19 protein-coding genes, 1 pseudogene and 1 other annotated feature are annotated in these 20,134 nt (G+C 29.9%); of the genes and pseudogenes, 3 read left to right on the top strand and 17 right to left on the bottom strand.

The annotated features are described in order from the left end of the window. Positions 1-13 precede the first annotated feature (13 nt). Both C7U55_RS08210 and pnp read right to left on the bottom strand, forming a co-directional pair. A complete protein-coding gene (locus tag C7U55_RS08210; RefSeq protein ID WP_106988192.1) occupies positions 14-568 on the bottom strand; it encodes a Maf family protein in 555 nt (184 codons plus the stop codon). Continuing rightward, positions 558-2,699, bottom strand: a complete 2,142-nt coding sequence (gene pnp / locus C7U55_RS08205) for a polyribonucleotide nucleotidyltransferase (RefSeq protein ID WP_106988143.1) — start codon at positions 2,697-2,699, stop codon at positions 558-560. The genes C7U55_RS08210 and pnp overlap by 11 nt, the downstream gene beginning before the upstream one ends. 111 nt (positions 2,700-2,810) lie before the next feature. Here pnp and C7U55_RS08200 point away from each other — a divergent pair, with 111 nt between their 5' ends. Further along, a complete protein-coding gene (locus tag C7U55_RS08200) occupies positions 2,811-4,064 on the top strand; it encodes a hypothetical protein (protein ID WP_106988142.1) in 1,254 nt (417 codons plus the stop codon). A 48-nt stretch (positions 4,065-4,112) separates the two neighbouring features. Continuing rightward, entirely contained in the window at positions 4,113-4,892 is a 780-nt protein-coding gene (locus tag C7U55_RS08195) for a ZIP family metal transporter (protein ID WP_048923964.1), read from the top strand. On the opposite strand, the gene C7U55_RS08190 is transcribed toward C7U55_RS08195, so the two are convergent. Continuing rightward, positions 4,893-5,519: a DUF421 domain-containing protein gene (locus C7U55_RS08190; protein WP_106988141.1), complete on the bottom strand. Its 627-nt coding sequence runs from the start codon at positions 5,517-5,519 to the stop codon at positions 4,893-4,895. 54 nt (positions 5,520-5,573) lie between these two features. Between C7U55_RS08190 and C7U55_RS08185 the strand changes: the two genes are divergently transcribed. Further along, a complete protein-coding gene (locus tag C7U55_RS08185) occupies positions 5,574-5,924 on the top strand; it encodes a hypothetical protein (protein ID WP_048923966.1) in 351 nt (116 codons plus the stop codon). Between the two features lie 10 nt (positions 5,925-5,934). On the opposite strand, the gene greA is transcribed toward C7U55_RS08185, so the two are convergent. From greA to mnmA, 14 genes and pseudogenes are all read right to left on the bottom strand, one after another. Continuing rightward, entirely contained in the window at positions 5,935-6,420 is a 486-nt protein-coding gene (gene greA, locus C7U55_RS08180) for a transcription elongation factor GreA (protein WP_048923967.1), read from the bottom strand. A 59-nt stretch (positions 6,421-6,479) separates the two neighbouring features. Beyond that, entirely contained in the window at positions 6,480-6,932 is a 453-nt protein-coding gene (locus C7U55_RS08175; protein WP_106988191.1) for a DUF4234 domain-containing protein, read from the bottom strand. Positions 6,933-6,934: 2 nt separating this feature from the next. Continuing rightward, positions 6,935-7,564 (bottom strand): uridine kinase, encoded by a 630-nt coding sequence (gene udk / locus C7U55_RS08170; protein ID WP_106988140.1) that lies wholly within the window; start codon positions 7,562-7,564, stop codon positions 6,935-6,937. Beyond that, positions 7,554-8,807, bottom strand: a complete 1,254-nt coding sequence (locus C7U55_RS08165; RefSeq protein ID WP_106988139.1) for a peptidase U32 family protein — start codon at positions 8,805-8,807, stop codon at positions 7,554-7,556. Before C7U55_RS08165 ends, udk begins: the two co-directional genes overlap by 11 nt. Next, entirely contained in the window at positions 8,794-9,726 is a 933-nt protein-coding gene (locus C7U55_RS08160; protein ID WP_106988138.1) for a peptidase U32 family protein, read from the bottom strand. Before C7U55_RS08160 ends, C7U55_RS08165 begins: the two co-directional genes overlap by 14 nt. Before the next feature lie 5 nt (positions 9,727-9,731). Then, on the bottom strand, positions 9,732-10,322 hold the full coding sequence (locus tag C7U55_RS08155) for an O-methyltransferase (RefSeq protein WP_106988137.1): 591 nt from the start codon (positions 10,320-10,322) through the stop codon (positions 9,732-9,734). A 1-nt stretch (position 10,323) separates the two neighbouring features. Continuing rightward, positions 10,324-11,397 carry an endolytic transglycosylase MltG gene (gene mltG, locus C7U55_RS08150; RefSeq protein ID WP_239985183.1) on the bottom strand — a complete coding sequence of 358 codons (1,074 nt, stop codon included), beginning with the start codon at positions 11,395-11,397 and terminating at the stop codon, positions 10,324-10,326. A gap of 79 nt (positions 11,398-11,476) precedes the next feature. Then, entirely contained in the window at positions 11,477-12,580 is a 1,104-nt protein-coding gene (locus tag C7U55_RS08145) for a beta-propeller fold lactonase family protein (RefSeq protein ID WP_106988135.1), read from the bottom strand. 84 nt (positions 12,581-12,664) lie between these two features. Beyond that, a complete protein-coding gene (locus C7U55_RS08140; protein ID WP_048923971.1) occupies positions 12,665-12,952 on the bottom strand; it encodes a DUF1292 domain-containing protein in 288 nt (95 codons plus the stop codon). Positions 12,953-12,955: 3 nt separating this feature from the next. Beyond that, the gene (gene ruvX, locus C7U55_RS08135) at positions 12,956-13,375 is read right to left on the bottom strand and encodes a Holliday junction resolvase RuvX (RefSeq protein ID WP_106988134.1); all 420 of its coding nucleotides are present in this window, start codon (positions 13,373-13,375) and stop codon (positions 12,956-12,958) included. After that, on the bottom strand, positions 13,375-13,629 hold the full coding sequence (locus C7U55_RS08130) for an IreB family regulatory phosphoprotein (RefSeq protein WP_048923973.1): 255 nt from the start codon (positions 13,627-13,629) through the stop codon (positions 13,375-13,377). The genes ruvX and C7U55_RS08130 overlap by 1 nt, the downstream gene beginning before the upstream one ends. 51 nt (positions 13,630-13,680) lie before the next feature. After that, entirely contained in the window at positions 13,681-16,287 is a 2,607-nt protein-coding gene (gene alaS / locus C7U55_RS08125) for an alanine--tRNA ligase (RefSeq protein ID WP_106988133.1), read from the bottom strand. 41 nt (positions 16,288-16,328) lie between these two features. Continuing rightward, positions 16,329-16,522: a binding site (T-box leader), on the bottom strand. 195 nt (positions 16,523-16,717) lie between these two features. Beyond that, entirely contained in the window at positions 16,718-18,988 is a 2,271-nt protein-coding gene (gene recD2 / locus C7U55_RS08120) for an SF1B family DNA helicase RecD2 (protein WP_106988132.1), read from the bottom strand. Beyond that, positions 18,988-20,127 (bottom strand): annotated as a pseudogene (mnmA, locus tag C7U55_RS08115) (tRNA 2-thiouridine(34) synthase MnmA); the annotation flags it as partial. The pseudogene mnmA and the gene recD2, both read right to left, overlap by 1 nt. Positions 20,128-20,134 lie beyond the last annotated feature (7 nt).

Genomic DNA, 20,134 nt, shown 5'->3' with positions numbered 1-20,134 from the left:
TAACGATTTCTCGTTAAGCTTCTAAATATTTGATAACTTTATACATTGGCATTCCAATGACATTTTCTAAATCCCCATCAATCTTTTCTACAAACTTCGAAGCAATGCCTTGGATTGCATAAGCACCCGCTTTGCCTTGCCATTCATTTGTATCAAGATAATCTTCAATTTCTTGATTAGATAATTCTTTAAATGTAACAGTTGTCGCATCTGTAAATGTTGTGATTTGTTGATCTTTAATAACACATACTGCCGTAATAACAACTTGTTTATTATTTGATAACATATTAAGCATTCTTTTAGCGTCTTCTCGATCTTTTGGTTTTCCTAACATTTCATCTTGAAAGGTTACCATGGTATCTGCTGAAATGATAATATTATTTGGATATTTTATTTGAAGTGGTTTAGCTTTTTGTAAAGCAATGTTTTCTAGTCTTTTAAAAAGTGTTAAACTTTCGTCTAACACTTCTTCTGTTTCTACAAAATCTACTGTATAGTCTATTCCATATTTATCGAAAAGTTCTTTTCTTCTTGGAGAACTACTTGCAAGTATGATTTTATTTTTCATTTTTTTCAATTTTTTCTTCTTTTTTAACTGGTTTTGGAAGTAATGCTTTTCTAGAAACATTAACTTTACCTTTTTCATCAACTTTAGTAACTTTTACTTTGATGACATCTCCTGCCTTACATACATCTTGCATTTTGCTTGTTCTTTCATAAGACCAATCAGAAATATGTAAGAATCCATCTGTACCTTCAAATAAAGTAACGAATGCATAGTTATCATTTACACGTGCGATTGTTCCATCATAGATTTCACCAACTTCAGCTTTTTTAACAATTCTTTCAATTAAAGAAACAGCTGTGTCGATGGCTTCTTGATCACTATGGTAGATAACCACTGTACCGTCTTGATCAATATCAATTTTAACATCATTTGATTTTTCAATGATTTCATTAATTGTTTCTCCACCACGTCCAATAACATCTCTAATTTGTTCTGGATCAATATGCATAACATGCATTTTTGGTGCGTATTTAGATAAATGATCACGTGGTGCAGGAATTGCTCCTAACATACAATCCATGATTTGAGCACGTCCTACTTTTGCTTGTGCTAAAGCTTCTTGTAAGATTTCTTTTGTAATACCGTCAATTTTGATATCCATTTGTAAAGCACAAATACCGTTTTTAGTACCAGCTACTTTGAAATCCATATCTCCTAAGTGGTCTTCCATACCTTGGATATCAGTTAAGATTGTATAATCGTCACCTTTTTTAACAAGTCCCATCGCAACTCCAGAAACTGGATTTGAAATTGGTACACCAGCAGTCATTAAAGCCATTGATGAAGCACAAATAGATGCTTGTGAACTTGATCCATTTGATTCTAAGACTTCAGAAACAACACGAATTGTATATGGGAAATCTTTTTCACTTGGGATAACTTGTGCTAAAGCTCTTTCTCCTAAAGCACCATGTCCAATTTCACGACGTCCTGGAGCACCCATTCTTCCTGTTTCACCAACTGAATATGGTGGGAAGTTATAATGATGCATAAAACGTTTTTGATCTTCTAATCCTAAACCATCGATTTTTTGAACTTCTCCCATAGCTCCTAATGTACATACAGATAAAACTTGTGTTTCACCTCTTGTAAATAAAGCAGAACCATGAACTCTTGGCAATAAATCAACTTGTGCATTTAATGGACGTACTTCGTCAATTTTACGACCATCTGGTCTAATTTTTTCTTCAGTAATTAAACGTCTTACTTCATTTTTTTCTAAGTCATGTAAGATGATTCCAACTTGTTTCATGACAGATTCTTTTGTTTCTTCATCTGCATATTCTTTTTCATCATATTGTGCAGTTACACGATCCATGATTTCATCAATGGCAGCATATCTTTCAAGTTTTCCTGGAATAGATACAGCAGCAACCATTTCATCATTACATAAATCTGTAATTTCTTGAACTAAAGCTTCATCTAATTCAAATAATGGAATTTCGATTTTTTCTTTACCACATGCTTCAACCACTTTTTCTTCAAAAGCAATTAATTCTTTAATTGCTTCATGTCCAAACATTAAAGCATTTAACATTGTATCTTCATCAACTTCTTTAGCATCAGCTTCAACCATGTTGATAGCATCTTTTGTTCCTGCTACTTCTAAGTTGATTAAACTTCTTTCCATTTCTTCAGGACCAGCATTGATTGTAAATTCACCATCAATTAAACCAACATTAACACCAGCGATTGGCCCATTGAAAGGAATATCAGAAACGCATAATGCTAGAGAAGCCCCTAACATTGCGGCCATTTCTGGAGAAGCTTGTTGATCTACCGATAACACAGTATTAACAACTTGCACTTCATTTCTAAATCCATCTGCAAATAATGGACGAATTGGTCTATCAATCATTCTTGCAGTTAAAGTTCCATGTTCACTTGGACGTCCTTCTCTTTTTAAGAATCCTCCTGGAATTTTACCCACAGAATATAATTTTTCTTCATATGTAACTGTTAGTGGAAAGAAATCTACACTTTTTGGTTCTTTTCCAGCAACAGCTGTTGATAAGATGACTGTATCATCATATCTTACTAAAACACTACCGTTAGCTTGTTTTGCTAACTCTCCTACTTCTACTGTCAGATTTTTCCCGTAAAAATCTGTACTAAACACTTGTTTACTCATTTTTTCACCTCTTAATTTTCTGCATTATTATAGCATATTAAAAATGTTTTTAAAAACATTTTATGTTATTCATGGTAAATAAATGATATAATAGTGAACGAGGTGATTTTTATGAACGAAAACGAATTAAAAAGTATTGAAAGATATTTTAATAAATTCAATGAAGATGCTGCTTCTTTCAATGAATTTGAAGCCAATGACTTTATTAAATTATTAAAAAACAACAACAGAAATGATGATGCGATTGAAGTAGGAAGTACATTTTTACAAATGGCTCCATCTTTAAAAGGATATATTAATCAATATGGATATGCTTTATACAATAAGTTTATTAATATTGATGATGAAAAAATCAAAGAAAAAGAAAATCTCTTCTTTGATATTCTAGAAGACATTTTAAATATCTGTAAACAAGAAAAATACTCTCCAGTTGAACCAGCAATCAACAGAGCTATCAAATATGCTTTAAGCCAAACACCAATCAATTATGATTTAATGATTAAAATGCTTAATAAATTAGATATTAAATTATTATCTGATAAACCTTTTGTTAATAAAGAGGGTAAAGAATTTGAATCATTTAAAGAAAGATACTTTAGATTAAAAGTACGTGCTTTATTTGAAACAAAACAATATAAAGCCTGTGTTGAATGTGCAAACCAAGCATTAGCAACACCACTCAAATGGCATTATAATGCTTTACAATGGATTAAATATTATAGAGGTTGTGCTTTATTAGAATTAAAAGAATACGATGAAGCTAACAGAGAATTTATTTCTTTACATAATCGTATTAAAGGTGTTAACTTCTATGAAGTTTTATATAAAACAAATGTTACTGTAGGTAAAACAAAAGAAGCAAATGCTTATTTACTTTATGAATTCTTTGAAAAAGGATATAGCTTTGAACAACTTCCTTTATATCAAAGATTAAATGAAGCTGTTGAAAATAATGGTAATGAATTATTAATTAAAGTTGTTCATTCTTTTGTAAAAACTTTATGTGATGAAAATCAAAAAGAATGTCCACTTACAATTGATGAAAAATATCAAGGTAAAGATTCAAGCACACTTTATGATGAAATGTATGATTTAATCATGTCTCACCTTGATAGTTTAGTAGTTCGTAAATCAGGTAAAGTTGTTTACTATAATGAACAAAATCAATTTGGCAACATCTCTGTTTATGATCATGATCCAATTTTCTTTAGACAAGCAGATTTTGCTTATGATGAAGAAGTTGAAAGAAATGAACGTGTCAACTATACAGTCTTACCTACTTACGATACTAAAAAACAACGTCTTACAGAAAAAGCTATCTTAATTACAATTGATGATAGTGATTATGACTTTATCAATAGATAAGCCTATACCAAACAAAAAGACCTTCATATTGTACTATGGAGGTCTTTTATGTTATCAAATATTCAACTTTTTTTACTTGCTTTTCTTCTTTCTTTTTTTAATTGGTTAATGACTTTTTTAGGTTCAAGCCTGGTTTATTTTGTAAAAAACAAAAGTCAAAAACTGATCAGCAGTGCTTTAGGTTTAGCAGCTGGAATTATGATTGCAGCTACCTTCTTTTCCTTATTGCTTCCAGCAATCAATCAAGTCCAAGATCATTTTTTTCTTCTCTTTTTAATCCCTATTATCTTTTTTATTGGAGGACTTTTTTTAAGACTGTGCGATAAGTTTTTACCTCACGAACACATTATTTCTCATCAAAAAGAAGGTCCTCAAAATAAACTTTCTAAAAACAAGCTTCTTTTACTCGCTATGACACTTCACAATATTCCCGAAGGTTTAGCAGTCGGCATTGCCATTGCAGGTGTTAAAAGTAATTTATTACCTGCACTTATTTTATCTATTGGGATTGGTATTCAAAATTTTCCTGAAGGAACAGCAATTTCTTTACCTTTACATGAAAGTGGCTTATCTCGTTTTAAAGCCATGATGTATGGACAGTTTTCTGCCCTTGTAGAAATACCAAGTGCCCTGTTTGGTTTTCTCTTTGCCCAAGTTTTTAGTAGCATTCTTCCTTTTGCTTTAAGCTTTGCTGCCGGAGCCATGATGTTTGTTTGTATTGAAGAACTTATTCCTGAAGCCAATGCATTAAAAGAAATCGATGTAGGTACAATGAGTTTTATGGTAGGCTTTATGATTATGATGATGTTGGATGTTCTTCTTGGCTGATTATTTTTTTATGACATATAAACCATTTTTTTCTAAGATACAATAAAGCACATCTTCTATATGAGAAATGTGTTTTTTCTTTAGTTCATTTTTTAGCCACGACACATCTTTATTTAAAAGCTGTAAAGCTTCTTCATTGATTGTACCATCACTAATTAAAGCATCTGGTAAATGGGTTTGGCTATCTTGTTTTGTAATGACTGAAAGTGATCCATTGGTTTCTAATACCGCGAAATCAACTTTAGATACACTATCAATATCACTTACCCTTAAATGATGACAAAGATCATCAATGCTATATCTCAGTTTTTTCATGTTTTGATATTGAATTTTTCCTTTATAAATAATATAACAAGGTCTTCCTTCAAAAAAATCTCTTAGTTTTTTAGAACGCATAGTAATAAATGATTCAACGCGATCTAAAACAATAAGTGTAATTGTCGCAATAACACTTTCTATCACAGATAATTCTTGACTTTCTAAAGACATAGTTGTGATTTCTGCAATAACCAAAAAAACAACAAAGTCAAAGACATTAAGTTGACTAAATTCTTTTTTACCAAAAAGTCTTAATAAGATTGTGAGATAGACATAAAGGAAAACACTGATAATAAAGACTTTAAACATATTTTCTCCGTTCTACTTACTTTGTTTTTTCATATTCTTTAATAGGAGGTTTCTATGAAAAAAATAATGATGCCTTATTTATTGGCTTATTTCTTTTTATTTGTAAGTTATTTTTTAGTTAGTTTTATTATGGCTGTTTTACTTTCCTTTATGCATGTTTCATCTTTTGTTTATAACATTCTTTTAATTATAATGAATTATTTTTTGTTAAGTGTTTTTACTTTGTTTTTCTTTAAAAATGTAAAAGAAAAACCATGGATCCATGGCCTTATTTTCCCTTTTATTTATTTAATCATACAAATCATTTTTCATTTTCAAGAATTCAAATTTACATTATTATTAAAACCACTTTGGCTTTTAATTCTTTATTTTCTACTTTTATATATAAAGAAAAAACAACAATAAATGTTGTTTTCTATACAGTAAATTCAATATCAACGATTTTAACATCGTATGCTTCAGCAACCCCTACTGTCACGATTTCATTGACACCATGACCGATAAGTGCTTTTGCTAGTGGAGATTCATTTGAAATTTTACCATTGACTGGATCAGTTTCAAAAGAACCAACAATTGTATATTTTTCTTCTTCAGGATTATCTAAAGATAAATCTAAAATTGTAACTGTTGTCCCTGGTTTAACAACATTTAAATCCATTTGTTCTTCAGAAATGATTTCAGCATTTTGAAGCATGTATTCAATTTCTTTGATTCTTTGTTCAATTTGAGCTTGTTTATCTCTAGCTGCATCATAATCAGCATTTTCTGATAAGTCACCTTGAGAACGAGCTAATTGTAATTCTTCAATGACTCTAGGTCTTTCAACATTAATTAAATTATCTCTTTCTTCTTCAAGTTTTTCTACACCAGATTTCGTAAGTAATACTTTATCTTTATCCATTTTAAGTCACCTCGTAATCAATAATATAGCATATTCATCTCTAAATATCTAGTCCTATTTTATGAATCATAAGCATATTTATTCAAATCATTTTGAATAAAAGCCCATGCAATGATATTCCATCCTAAAATTCCTAAAATCAAATAAACAAGAGAGCGATAATTATCACTGATTATTCCTCTTTCCAGTTGAAACTCATTAATTCTTTCACCTGCTTTATAAAGCCAATAAAGTTCATAAAAACCTAAAGTTATAATTGTCAAAACAAGAACTTTAAATCCTGATGGTTGTTCTTGATGAGTTAAAGTATTAATGTCATTAGCAAGTGAGTAAAGCCAATAAAGTCCATAAATACCAAAAGTTACAATTGATAAAATAATGGCTATTGGAATGCTTCTTGAATAAATAGGAGCTTGATCATACGTATATTCTTCCTTATAAATTTTTTCTCCACAATAAGGACAATAACGTGCTCCCTCTTCTATTTGTTGACCACACCTTGTACAATACATAATTATTCCTTTGTATCAATAACACTGGATATTTTAGTAATTAACAAATCAACTGCAACTGTATTATTTCCCCCTTCAGGAATAATAATATGCGCGTATTTCTTTGAAGGTTCAACAAATTGTTCATGCATTGGTCTTACTGTTTCTAAATATTGGTTACAAACAGAATCTAAAGAACGTCCTCTTTCTTCAATATCACGTTTTAAACGACGAATAAAACGAATATCCGCATCTGTATCAACGAATACAAGAATATCACACATTTCTCTGATTTTTTCATCATAAAGAACAAATAATCCTTCAAGAATATAAACATCTCTTGGGGTAATTGTTTCTACTACATCACTTCTTGTATGCATTGTATAATCATAAGTTGGTTTAGAAATTGATTTACCTTCTTTAAGTTGCTTTAATTGTTCTACAAGTAAGTCATTATCAAAGGCAAAAGGATGATCGTAGTTTGTTTTAACTCTTTCTTCAAAAGAAAGATGACTTTGATCTTTATAATAATCATCTTGTTTGATAATACATGTTGTATGACTTCCTTTAAAAAATTCATACACTTGTCTAGAAATAGATGTCTTACCCGAAGCACTTCCTCCAGCAATACCAATAATAATACTATTTTTCATTTGTTAAAACCTTCCTTCCCATATCAAATTCAGACAATGGTTGCTCACATTTTAAATAAAGAATTTCCATTGGATGATTTGCTACTTCTACTGCTTCTCTATCTTCATTATATATTTCTTTTACTTGAATTAAAATATTTTCATGGTGTGGTGAGAAAAATTCAATTGTATCTCCCACTTTAAAATAGTTTCTTTGTTCAATCATCGCTTCTTGTTTTGAAGTATCATAATGAAGAACGCGCGCACAGAAATCTTGTGTTGGATGTTCATCTCTTTGATTATAAAGTTGATATTGGCTGTTTGGAAAATCTTTAAAGAATCCTGTACATAAAGCACGATTCGCTGCTTTTTCAATTTCCTTACGATAACCTTCTTTATTAAAGTGATCTGGATCAGCACAATAAGTATCAATCAATTTACGGTAAGTTGAAACAACAGTAGCAATATAATGAAGAGATTTCATTCTTCCTTCGATTTTAAAAGAATCAACTCCTAATTCAATAAGCTTAGGCAATTCATCAACGAGTGACATATCTTTACTTGACATACTAAACGGTACAATTTCATCATGATTCAATTGTTGATCCTTTTCAAAAATATCATAATACCAACGGCATGATTGCGAACATCCTCCACGATTGGCATCACGTCTAGAAAAGTAATTAGAAAGCATACATCTTCCTGAATAATGGATACACATGGCTCCATGAATAAAATATTCTAAATCAATATCCACTTTTTCTCTAACTTCTTTTAAATCTTGATAATCCACTTCTCTAGCAAAAACGACACGATCAACTCCTAAATTTTCATAGAAACGAATCGCACTGGTATTCATGGTTGAAAGTTGTGTAGAAACATGAACTTCTAATTTTAAGTTTAATTTTTTAGCCAGTGACATGATATAAGGATCCGCTACAATAATGGCATCAACCCCAATTTCATCTAATTTTAAAAGATAATCTTCTAACCCTTCTAAATTATCTTCATGTAAAATAATATTACATGTCACATGAATTGCCGCATGATGTGCATGCGCAAATTCAACAGCTTCTTTAATATCATCTAAAGAAAAATTAGAAGCACTTGAACGCAAAGAAAACTCTTTACCCCCAATAAACACTGCATCTGCACCATAGAGGATAGCCACTTTTAGTTTTTCTAAGTTTCCTGCTGGCGCTAATAATTCAGGCTTTTTAACAATGATTCTTTTTCCATTAATAATTTGACTAACTTCTCTCATTTTCTTCTCTCTTTCTTACATCGGCAATTTTATAAACCGTCGAATCAAATAAAAAACTATGATAATAATGAATATTTGGTGTTAAACGATAGAGTAATTGCATCAATTCAAGGGATTCTTTGTTGTACGTATTGTTTGAAATGGCATCTAAGCCTTGTTTATAAAGATGAACGATTTCTAATAAATTTGTTTCACTAATATATTGTCCATCAATTAATAAATAATCAAAATCTAAGAATTGATTTAAAATGTCAAGGGCACACATTTGATTGGTTGACGTAATATGTGTTCCATAAAAGTCTTCATAAATATGACAATTTTCATCGACTCCATTGGCCTTAATTTCTATTTGAGCTTCTTTATCTACAGGAAAATCTAAATGTGTAAATTCTTTATAATTTGATAATAATTTTCTTTTTGAATAAGCCATATATTCAACACCATGAATTTGTACCATGGTTTTTATAGAGCTTTTTTGTTCAATCATTTGTTTTTCTTTTAAAGGAATTTCTCGTGCTAAAAAAGCTCCGTCTATTCCTTGTTCTTTTAAAACAGCTAAAGTTTGATGATTGGTATTTAAAGTTTCTGGATCATATATTTTTTCAAATGCATATTTTTCTTCATTACAGATTTGTAGAACGGCAAAATCTTGGAAAATAATTCCCTCTATTTGACATTCATATAACTTTCTTAAATGTTTTTTTAAATCTTCTAGATATTTTTGTTCTACTAAAGCATTAACAAGTACAAATAATTTGATATTTGGATATTTTTTTTTGATTTCTACAATTTGTTTATAATCAAGCGTCAAAGCTTGACGACAAGAAAATTGTGTTGTTCCTACAATAAAATGTTCAACACCCAAATCAAGATAATCATAAAGATAAGATAAACTATTTATATTAACAATTAAAGACACGTATTTCACTTCCTTTTTATTACACAGATTCCATCACCTACACCATAATAGGTAACTTGATATTCGTCATGATTAAAGATCCAGTCTTTAAATCTTTTTATTTTTTTAACAAGTTGTTTAGTATTTCTATTTTTAATATGATCAATATCAAAAATCATACCATGAAAATCAAGATTATCAACAATACATATTCCTTTTTCTTTAACAAGAGGCATATATTTTTCAAAGAATTTTTGATATTGAGCCTTAGCTGCATCAATAAACAAACAATCAAATTCTTGATATTTTAAATCATCAAGAGGGATTGTAAGAGCATCTTCATGATGAATTTCTATTTGATTTTCTAATTGTTGTTCATGTATATTTTTTAGAGCTTCTTGATAGCGATTTTCATCTAATTCAATGGTTTCAACGACAAAATCATTAATATTAGAAACCATCATCATTGCTGAATAGCCAATGGCACTACCAATTTCAAGGCAGCGATGACATTGGTATTCCTCAAAAGTTTGAATTAAAAACTCAAGTCCTTCTTTTTCCATAACTGGAATATTTCTTTCTCTTGCACTTTTTTCTATTTCATCAAAATACTTCATTTTAATACCATTTATTACTCTTTACATTTGCTTGATGTTCTTCATAAGTTTTCGCAAATAAAACTTTTCCATCTTGTGTCGCAAAGAAATAGTAATACTCACTTTCTTTATAATTTAAAACACTTTGAATCATTTCTGTAGAAACTGCACTGATTGGTCCTACAGGAAGACCTTTATATAAATATGTATTATATTTTGTATCATTACTTAAATCATTATGTGTTACTGCAATCTTAACAACTTGATTGCCATAGTTGACTGTTACATCACATTGAAGTGGCATTTGTTTATTTAAACGGTTGATTAAAACCCCCGCAATCAGCTGTTGATCTTGACTATTGGTTGGTGACTCTCTTTGAACAATGGATGAAAGCGTCATAAATTGATGAATCGATAATGTTTGATTTCCTACTTTAAAGCTTTCAATGTGTGTTTTATATTTTTGAAGATGTTTTTCCATTTGATCCAACATCATTTTTGTAATACTTTCTATATTATCTTCTTGTGTTAAAAAATAAGTTTCTGGAGCAAAATAACCTTCTAATGGATAATAGATTCCATCTGTTAAAATATCATCTGTTAAAAACCAATATTTTTTGATTAATTTCTTTAAATAAGCTTGATCTGTCCATTTTTCTAAAATTTTATTTTCATCTATTCCTGTTTGTTTAGCAATAATTTTGGCATATTCAGGAATTGTTTGACCATCTAAAACCGTTATTTTTGTATTAGAAATGTGTTCTTTATCATTTCCTTCTAGAATTATCATGATTTCTTCTAAATCCATATTTTTATTTAAAATATAAACATTACTTTTAAAATCATAACTATTTAATTTTAAATATATTTTGGCACACATTGGACTTTTTAATAAATCTTTTTTATTTAAAATTTCTAATATATTACTTCCGCTGCTTCCCTTAGGAATTGTCACAATGACTTCTTTATCTTTAGAAGAAACTGCTTTGATTCCATTATGATAAAACGCAAAACTTCCTAAAACTAAAATTAGAAGTACAATTACACAGCCCATTGCTATTTTTATCTTTACATTCAATTTTTTTATTTTTTCCATAATCGAGTCCTCACCTTGTATCATTATATGTTATTTTTTGTCGAGATTCAACCAAAGAAAAAAAGGCAAACAAGTTGCCTTAGAAATTATTAACAAATGGTGTTAAGCAAATAGGTTCATTGACCATACAGCAATATTCTGTTTCATAAACTTGTCCACCTTTTTCTTTACCAAAACGATATGATTCAACGATACCGCCTTTTTGACAAGCCACAACGATCCATTCATTTCCTTCTTCGTTATAAACAAGCATATCTACTGGATCATAAGAAGTATCTTCAAAATCAATATAGGTAAGTGTTCCATCTTCATTAACTTCAAAAAGTACAAGTGAATCATGTCCTTTATTAATAGCATATAAATGACTATCATCACTATTGAGTTTAATATCACTTAAAGAATTTACTAATTCAGGATCATCTTCTTTAGGATAACTATCAATTGTTTGAATCAACTCAAAGTTTAGATGATCGTATTTATAAACACAGATTGTACTATTAAGTTCATTCATAACATAAGCACGGTTTCCTTTTTGATTGAAAATCATTTTTTTAGGACCACATCCTGGTTCTAATTGTAATGTATGAACATTGTCCAATGTTAAAGTTCCATCTTCGCTAACATCAAAGAAACATACTTGATCCAACCCTAAACATACGACATAAAGTTTATTTTCATCAGGTAAGAAACCTACATAAGTTGGATAAGGTTGTGCTTGTTTGATAGGATCTTTCCCATTTCCATTTAATTTAAAGTGCGAAATACATTTTAAAAGTTTCTTTTTTTCAATAGAAATTACTGAAATTTCACTATTAAAATAATCAACACAGAAAACTTTATTTGCTGTTTCTACATCCCCATTAGCACAAGCATGAATATACGTTTTACCTTTATCTGTCACACGTGAAGCAAGCGCTAAAGTTTCAGCTGTTGCTGCATAAGAACAAATTCCTCCATCATCAACAGAACCTGTTCTATTTCTATAAGTAACACATGAAAAACGACCATAATTAAAGGCATACCATGGATCTGTTGGTGTTACAAAGTATTTTTTAAAAATCAGCTCTCCATTTTCTACGTCAATTTGGAATGTATAAATTCCTCTTGTTTGTTTATTTCCTAAAGAATTTGCGAAAAAACCTTTCGTAATTCTTCTTTTTCCTCCAAATAAATTAAATGCCATTTTTTTCACCTCATTGATTATTTTAATATTTGACTATGAACTTTTGATATCCTTTAAAAGGAAAAAGCTAATTTTCATTAGCTTTTATGAATTACAATCTTCATCTTCTCCTTCACAGTATTCTGTTTCATCTTCTTCTGAAACAAAAGATTGGAACACTTCTTCAACAAGTTCCCACTCTTCAGGAGTTTCAATTGGGAATAATCCACCTTCTTCATCATAGATAGCAGCTTGTGCTTCAGGCTCATCTTTTTCAGGATCAAAGTAAACAACATATTTATGTCCATTTTCTTCATTTTCAAATGTAAATAAAATTTCGTATTCTACTTCATTTCCCAATTCATCTGTTACAACAATTGTATTATTATCCATATTCTATCCTCTATCTAAGTATCCTTGTAAAATAGCAACTGCGGCCATTTTATCAATCACTTGTTTTCTCTTCTTTCTTGATACATCCGCAAAAAGAAGTTGATTTTCAGCAACGACCGTTGTTAATCTTTCATCTATTAAGATCACATTGATTCCTTCAATCATTTCTTCTAATTGTTTTTTAAATTCAATTGAAATTTGTCCTCTTTCACCAATATCACCATTCATATGTTTTGGTAAACCTAAAACAATTGTTTCAATATCATTTTCTTCTACGATTTCTTTAACATGTTTTGCACATGTTAAATAATCGTCAGGCTTAAAACGAAACGTTTCTACACCATGTGCAATCATTCCAAGAATGTCAGACATGGCAATACCACAAGTTCTAGACCCTAAATCAAGACCTAATACTTTTTTCATTATTCTTTCTCCAAATAAGATTTTACTAATTCTTCGATAATTTCATCTCTTTCAATTTGTTGAATAATATTTCTTGCATTTTTATGAGACGAAATGTATGCAGGATCATTAGATATGAGATAACCTGCAATTTGATGAACAGCATTGTATCCTCTTTCATTTAAAGCATCAATGACTGTCTTGAGATTACTACGTATCATTTCTCTACGCATATCTTCTGAACTAAATACTCTTGTTTTTGTTAAATCTTCCATCTAACTCACCCTCTTTTCTATGCTATATATTATACCGTATACTGTATTAAATTACAAAATATTTTTTAAAGCACCTTTGATTTTTGAAATATTATCATTGATGGCACATCCACCTTGAGCAAAGTCAGGTTTTCCACCACCACGGCCATCAACAACTTCATTGATTGCCTTAATGATATTTCCAGCTTTGTATTGACCCACTAAGTCTTTTGAAACAGATACAAAGTATGAACATTTTTCTTCATATTTTGAAACTAAAACAACGATACCACTTTCTAATTGATCTCTAAAATCAAATGTTAATTGTTTTGCTTTTGCATTTTCTAATTGTTCTTCAACATAAAGAACTTTAACCCCGTTGATTTCTTCAATATCATTTGCTTTTGAAGCAGCTTGGATTGCATTCAATTTAGCTGATAATTGTTCTACTTCTGCTTTTGCTTGTTTTAAATCTTCTTTTAATGATTCAACTTTACTTACAACATCTTTTCTATTTTTAAGATTTAATGTAGATGCAATTGTATCTACTGTTTCTTTTTCATGAACCATTGCATTATAAGCAGCTAATCCACTTTGAGCCACAATACGTCTGATTCCACTACCTATAGATTCTTCACTAACGATTTTAAATAAACCAATTTCAGAACTGTTTGAAACATGACAACCACCACATAATTCAATAGAGTAATCTCCAATATTGACAACACGAACAACATCTCCGTATTTTTCATCAAATAAAGCCATTGCTCCTGAAGCTAAAGCTTCTTCTTTTGACATATTTTTAATAACAACAGGACGTCCTTCAAAAACAATTTGATTTACTTTTTCTTCAATTCCTTTTAATAATTCAGCAGAAATTTTTTCAAAATGAGTAAAGTCAAATCTTAAAAGTTTATCATCCACATAAGACCCCGCTTGGCTAATATGATCTCCTAAAGTTTCTTGTAATGCTTTTTGCAAGATATGTGTTGCACTATGGTTTGCTGTAATTTGACGACGTTTTTGTTGATCAATTGATAATGTAAAAATATCACCTAAATGAATAGCTCCTTCTTTTACTTCCACAAAATGCATATGTTGTTTATTTGGTGCATTTAAAGTATTAACAACATTGGCATGTGTTGTTTCGTTATCTATTAATCCAGTATCACCACATTGTCCACCCATTTCGCCGTAGAATGGAGTTGTATCAAAGATAACTTCTCCTTTATCTGTGATTTCATCTGTTTTAACACCATCTTTGAATAATCCAATAATTTTTCCTTGAATTGGTGTAGGATCATAAACAAATGTTGAAGGCTCAACAAAAGCCATTAAATCAGGTTTTTGACTTGCCATTGATTCATTACTATCACGTGAAGCACGAGATCTTTCTTGTTGAACTTTTAATTCTTCTTTAAATTCTTCTTTGTTAACTGTTAAGTTTGATTCTTCAGCAATTTCTAATGTTAATTCAAATGGGAAACCATATGTATCATAAAGTTTGAAAGCATCTTTTCCACTAATTTCTCCATTTTCATTTTTATCAATTAATGATTTTAATAATTTTTCACCATTTAATAATGTTTTATGGAAAGCTTCTTCTTCTTTTTTAACCATTGTTGAAATAAAATCTTGTTTTTCTGGTAAATAATCATAAAATTCTTTCATCATATCACAAACTAATGGTACTAAATCATACATAAATGCTTTTTCAATACCAATTTGTTTACCATAACGAACAGCACGTCTTAAAATTCGTCTTAAAACATATCCTCTACCGGCATTATCAAACATTGCCCCATCAGCTAAAGCAAAAGTAACAGTACGAATATGATCAGCAATAACACGATAAGCCATTTTGTTTTCTTCATAAGAAACATTGGCTAATTTTTCAGTTGCATGAATGATTGGTAAGAATAAATCTGTATCAAAGTTTGTTTCTCCACCTTGAATAATACTTACTAATCTTTCAAGTCCCATACCAGTATCAATATTCTTTTGTGGAAGTTCTTTATATTCTTTACGATCAATGGCTGGATTACAATCATACTGAGAGAAAACAACATTCCATACTTCAATATAACGATCATTTTCCATTTCTTCAAAGAATAATTTTTCTCCTAAACCTTCTGGATCGTATTTTTCACCACGATCATAGAAGATTTCTGAATCAGGTCCCCCTGGACCTTCTCCAATTTCCCAAAAGTTTTCATAAGTTTTTAAAATATGACTTGGATCTACATGACATACTTCTGTCCAAATACGATAAGCATCTTCATCATCTGTATAAACAGTAACATAAAGTTTTTCTTTATCAAAACCAATCCATTCTGGGCTTGTTAAAAATTCCCATGCAAATGGAATTGCTTCTTCTTTGAAATAATCTCCAATAGAGAAATTTCCTAACATTTCAAAGAAAGTATGATGTCTTGCTGTTTTACCAACATTTTCAATATCGTTTGTACGAATTGATTTTTGAGCATTAGCAATACGATTACATGCTGGTTTTTCACTACCATCAAAATATTTTTTTAGTGCAGCAACTCCGGCATTGATCCATAATAGTGTTGGATCGTTATGTGGAATAAGTGATGCACCTGGTTCAATCATATGTCCTTTTGATTTGAAATAATCCAAGAACATTTGTCTAACTTGATTTCCTGTTAATTGTTTCATTTCTTTTCTCCTTTTTTTGACAATATAAAAAGTCGTCCTCATCTAGGAACGACTTTATCGCGGTACCATCCTAGTTCATGTATAATACATGCCCTTAATTAAACTTTAACGCAGTTCTACGGTAATCATTAATTACTCTCCAAAGTAGCTTTCCTATATATCCTATAAACATTTTCACCCACCATGTTCTCTCTAAAATATTCTATATAGTACTGATCTTTTTCAACGATTTATTTGCATTATACACGAATTAGAAAAACATTTCAATATCTTACATTTTTTCTTTAATTGTTTCCATGACATGACAACCACATTCTGTTTCACTAAATAGAAGTGCTAATGATGTAAGGGTCAATGCCATAATAATATTATTACGTTTCATTTTATCACCTCTATTGTAGTATGGCTTTTCTTTTTTTAAACATACCTTTTAAAAAGGCACATCCTCAAAAGGTAAATCTTCTTGATAGCCTGATTCATCTACAGTTTCACCTAGAGATGATTCTTCTTCCTCTAAAAAATCATAAAGATTTAAGGATTGTTCTTGATTTATTTTTGAAGTCAATGTTGTTTTTCTTTTAGTATCTTTTACATTTTGAATTCCATATAAAAAAGCTTTAGGACTTCCTAAAATAAATAAAGATTGTTTTGCCCTTGTAAGTCCTGTATAAATTAAATTTCTTTTAAGCATAATATAATAGTCATCTAAAACAGGCATAATCACAATTTTAAACTCATTTCCTTGTGCTTTATGAATAGACATACAATATGCTAAGGTAAAAGTTAAAAAATCTTTTGATGTATATTCTACAAAATTACCATCAAAATCAACAATAAGCGTATCTTCTAAATACTCAAAACCATCTTTACGCCCTATTTCTACAAGTACACCAATATCCCCATTATAAACATCGTCATCAGGTCTATTTTTTGTTTGTAAAATTTTATCACCAACACGATAAACAGTTTGCCCTATACGATATTCATCTTGATCTTCTTTAGGATTAAAGACTTCTTGTAAAGCAAGATTTAAAGCATCGATTCCCGCTACTCCTTTATAAATAGGGGCAAGCACTTGAATATCATTTTGATCATAGCCACTTTCAATAGCTTTCTTTACAATCATGACCACATTTTTAACGACTTCAAAATTTGTACTGTTAAAAAAATTGATATCCTTATATTGGTCAAAAAGAGACAAATCATGCACTTCTTGATGAATCAATTGATGTGCTAGCTGAACAATTCCTGAATCTTTTGCTTGGCGATAGATTTCATCAAGTTCAATCACTTTTAAATGACTTTCTATAAAATCTTTTAATACATTACCTGGAGCCACCGATGGTAATTGATGATAATCCCCAATAAAAAGTACTTTATGGACTTTTCGACACGCTTCAAATAATTTTGATAAAAGCAAACTATCAACCATTGAAAACTCATCAATAATCAACACTTCACTACTTAATGGATTATTTTTATTCATCGCAAATGTATTTTTATGAAGATCCCATTTTAATTCTCGATGAATTGTACAAGCTTCTAATCCTGTAAGTTCACTCAATCTTTTTGCTGCTCTTCCCGTTGGGGCTACTAATGAAATACTTTCATTTGGATAAAGCGAGCGATACATACGAATAAGAGCTTTGACTGTCGTTGTTTTCCCTGTTCCTGGTCCACCTGTTAAAATCATCATGGGATATTTCAAAAAGTAATCAATAGCTTCTTTTTGTTTTTTGGAATATTCTATGCCAAATTTATCTTGAAAATTTGTAAGAAGTCTTCCTACTTCTTTTTCATCATAATGTTCTTCAGGATAGCTGTTAATTTTCTTTAAAAAACTAGAAATAATTTCTTCACTGTCATAAAGTTCTTTATCATAATATAATTCACCTTCTTGAATCACAAATCCTTCATCAACCAATATTTCTAAATACTCATTAAAAACACTTTCGTCAATATATCCAATATTTTTATGGTATGCTTTTTTTATTTCATCATAAAGCATATACGTACTTCCCGAATCAAAGCATCCCCTTTTAACACTATATAAAACTGCAGCTTTTAAACGTTCTGGGCTTTCTTTAGAACCGCCCAATTTTAATGCAAGTTCATCCGCTGTTTTAAAGCCAATTCCATCAATATCTTCTATTAATTGATAAGGATGATTTTGTAGAACTTCTAATGTTTTTTCTTTATATGTTTCTTGAATAATACCTATATATCTCATAGATATACCATGTCCCATAAAAAACTGAATCACTTCTTGGTCATAATCATTAGCCGTTAAAACTTCATAGATATGATCTCTTTTAACAGCTGTCATTCCTTTAACATTATCTAAATGATGTTTATCTTCTTTAATTAAAGTAAGAGTATCTTTACCCAAAGCATCAACAATATATTTTGCTTGGGTTGGTCCTATTCCTTTAAACAAAGGACTTGAAAGATATTTAATCATTTCATCTTCATCTGTACTTAAAACAACTTCATAGTGATCAAGTTTCAATTGTTGTCCATATTTAGGATGAATTTCATAATTACCATAAAAAAGATATTTATCATACTCATTAAAATTTGACATATAGCCATTCATCGTAATCAGTTTTTGTTCCTCTTCAACTTCTAATAAAGCCACGATATAATGAGAAGATTCACTATAATAGCGAATCTTTCGAATAAATCCTGTATATTTAATCATTACAAATATTCAATCTCTTTTCCGTCTTTATAGACTTTTTCAATTGTTCCGCCACCTAAACAAACATCATCTTTGTAGAAAACAGCAGCTTGTCCAGGAGTGACTGATTTAACAGGTTGATCAAATTCTAATTTAACAGTTGTTTCATCAATGAACGTAAGTGTCACTGGATTATCTTTTTGACGATATCTAAATTTTGTACAACATTTAAATCCTTCTTCTGGTTTAATACTTGGAATCCAGTTAACATCTGTAATAAGTGCTCCTGTTGACATTAACCAATCATTTTGATCTCCTTGACAAATATATAAGATATTTTGATCATAATCTTTTCCTACAACAAACCAAGCATCACCAGAACCACCGATACCTAAACCTTTTCTTTGTCCAATTGTATAGTACATGATACCAATATGATCACCAATCACTTTACCTGTTTGAATATCGACCATCTTTCCTGATTTAGCAGGAATGTAGTTTTGTAAGAATTGTTTAAAATCTCTTTCTCCAATAAAGCAAATACCTGTACTATCTTTTTTATGAGCAACTGGTAGATTTAAATCTTCCGCAATTTTTCTAACTTCTTGTTTTGTAATATTTCCTAAAGGAAATAAAGAAGCTTGTAATTGTTTTTGATTGAGTTGACATAAAAAATAAGTTTGATCTTTATTTTGATCAATCCCTTTAAGCATTACAGAATCTTTTCCTTTATGGTGTTCTACTCGCGCATAATGACCTGTTGCGATATAATCTGCATTCAATTCTTCAGCATATTCTAAGAATGCTTTAAATTTAATATGCTTATTACATAAAATATCAGGGTTTGGTGTTCTTCCTTTTGTATATTCATCAATAAAATAGGTAAAAACTTTATCCCAATATTCTTTAATAAAATCAACTCTTCTAATTTCTATACCTAGATGTTTAGCAACTGCTTTTGCATCGTTATAATCTTGTTCTTGAGGACAAATATCGTTATCATTTGTGGGATTACCTAAAATATCATTATTTAATTGGCTATCCCAGTTTCTCATAAATACACCAATAACTTCATATCCTTGTTCTTTTAATAAATAAGCAGCAACAGCAGAATCAACACCTCCACTTAATCCTAAAACGACTCTTTTTTTCATAACCGTCCTCCTT

Origin of the sequence: Faecalibacillus faecis (assembly GCF_003024675.1) — a bacterium.
GTDB classification, from domain to species: domain Bacteria; phylum Bacillota_I; class Bacilli_A; order Erysipelotrichales; family Coprobacillaceae; genus Faecalibacillus; species Faecalibacillus faecis.
This window is presented reverse-complemented; position numbering and strand designations above follow the sequence as displayed.

Bases quoted from the DNA above. Each gene is read 5' to 3' on its own strand.
- C7U55_RS08140 (WP_048923971.1), bottom strand. From the start codon at position 12,952: ATGGATAATAATACAATTGTTGTAACAGATGAATTGGGAAATGAAGTA.
- C7U55_RS08200 (WP_106988142.1), top strand. From the start codon at position 2,811: ATGAACGAAAACGAATTAAAAAGTATTGAAAGATATTTTAATAAATTC.
- C7U55_RS08210 (WP_106988192.1), bottom strand. From the start codon at position 568: ATGAAAAATAAAATCATACTTGCAAGTAGTTCTCCAAGAAGAAAAGAA.
- C7U55_RS08195 (WP_048923964.1), top strand. From the start codon at position 4,113: ATGTTATCAAATATTCAACTTTTTTTACTTGCTTTTCTTCTTTCTTTT.
- C7U55_RS08155 (WP_106988137.1), bottom strand. From the start codon at position 10,322: ATGAAGTATTTTGATGAAATAGAAAAAAGTGCAAGAGAAAGAAATATT.
- C7U55_RS08130 (WP_048923973.1), bottom strand. From the start codon at position 13,629: ATGGAAGATTTAACAAAAACAAGAGTATTTAGTTCAGAAGATATGCGT.
- C7U55_RS08185 (WP_048923966.1), top strand. From the start codon at position 5,574: ATGAAAAAAATAATGATGCCTTATTTATTGGCTTATTTCTTTTTATTT.
- ruvX (WP_106988134.1), bottom strand. From the start codon at position 13,375: ATGAAAAAAGTATTAGGTCTTGATTTAGGGTCTAGAACTTGTGGTATT.
- C7U55_RS08190 (WP_106988141.1), bottom strand. From the start codon at position 5,519: ATGTTTAAAGTCTTTATTATCAGTGTTTTCCTTTATGTCTATCTCACA.
- mltG (WP_239985183.1), bottom strand. From the start codon at position 11,397: ATGGAAAAAATAAAAAAATTGAATGTAAAGATAAAAATAGCAATGGGC.
- greA (WP_048923967.1), bottom strand. From the start codon at position 6,420: ATGGATAAAGATAAAGTATTACTTACGAAATCTGGTGTAGAAAAACTT.
- alaS (WP_106988133.1), bottom strand. From the start codon at position 16,287: ATGAAACAATTAACAGGAAATCAAGTTAGACAAATGTTCTTGGATTAT.
- C7U55_RS08175 (WP_106988191.1), bottom strand. From the start codon at position 6,932: ATGTATTGTACAAGGTGTGGTCAACAAATAGAAGAGGGAGCACGTTAT.
- udk (WP_106988140.1), bottom strand. From the start codon at position 7,564: ATGAAAAATAGTATTATTATTGGTATTGCTGGAGGAAGTGCTTCGGGT.
- recD2 (WP_106988132.1), bottom strand. From the start codon at position 18,988: ATGATTAAATATACAGGATTTATTCGAAAGATTCGCTATTATAGTGAA.
- C7U55_RS08165 (WP_106988139.1), bottom strand. From the start codon at position 8,807: ATGAGAGAAGTTAGTCAAATTATTAATGGAAAAAGAATCATTGTTAAA.
- pnp (WP_106988143.1), bottom strand. From the start codon at position 2,699: ATGAGTAAACAAGTGTTTAGTACAGATTTTTACGGGAAAAATCTGACA.
- C7U55_RS08145 (WP_106988135.1), bottom strand. From the start codon at position 12,580: ATGGCATTTAATTTATTTGGAGGAAAAAGAAGAATTACGAAAGGTTTT.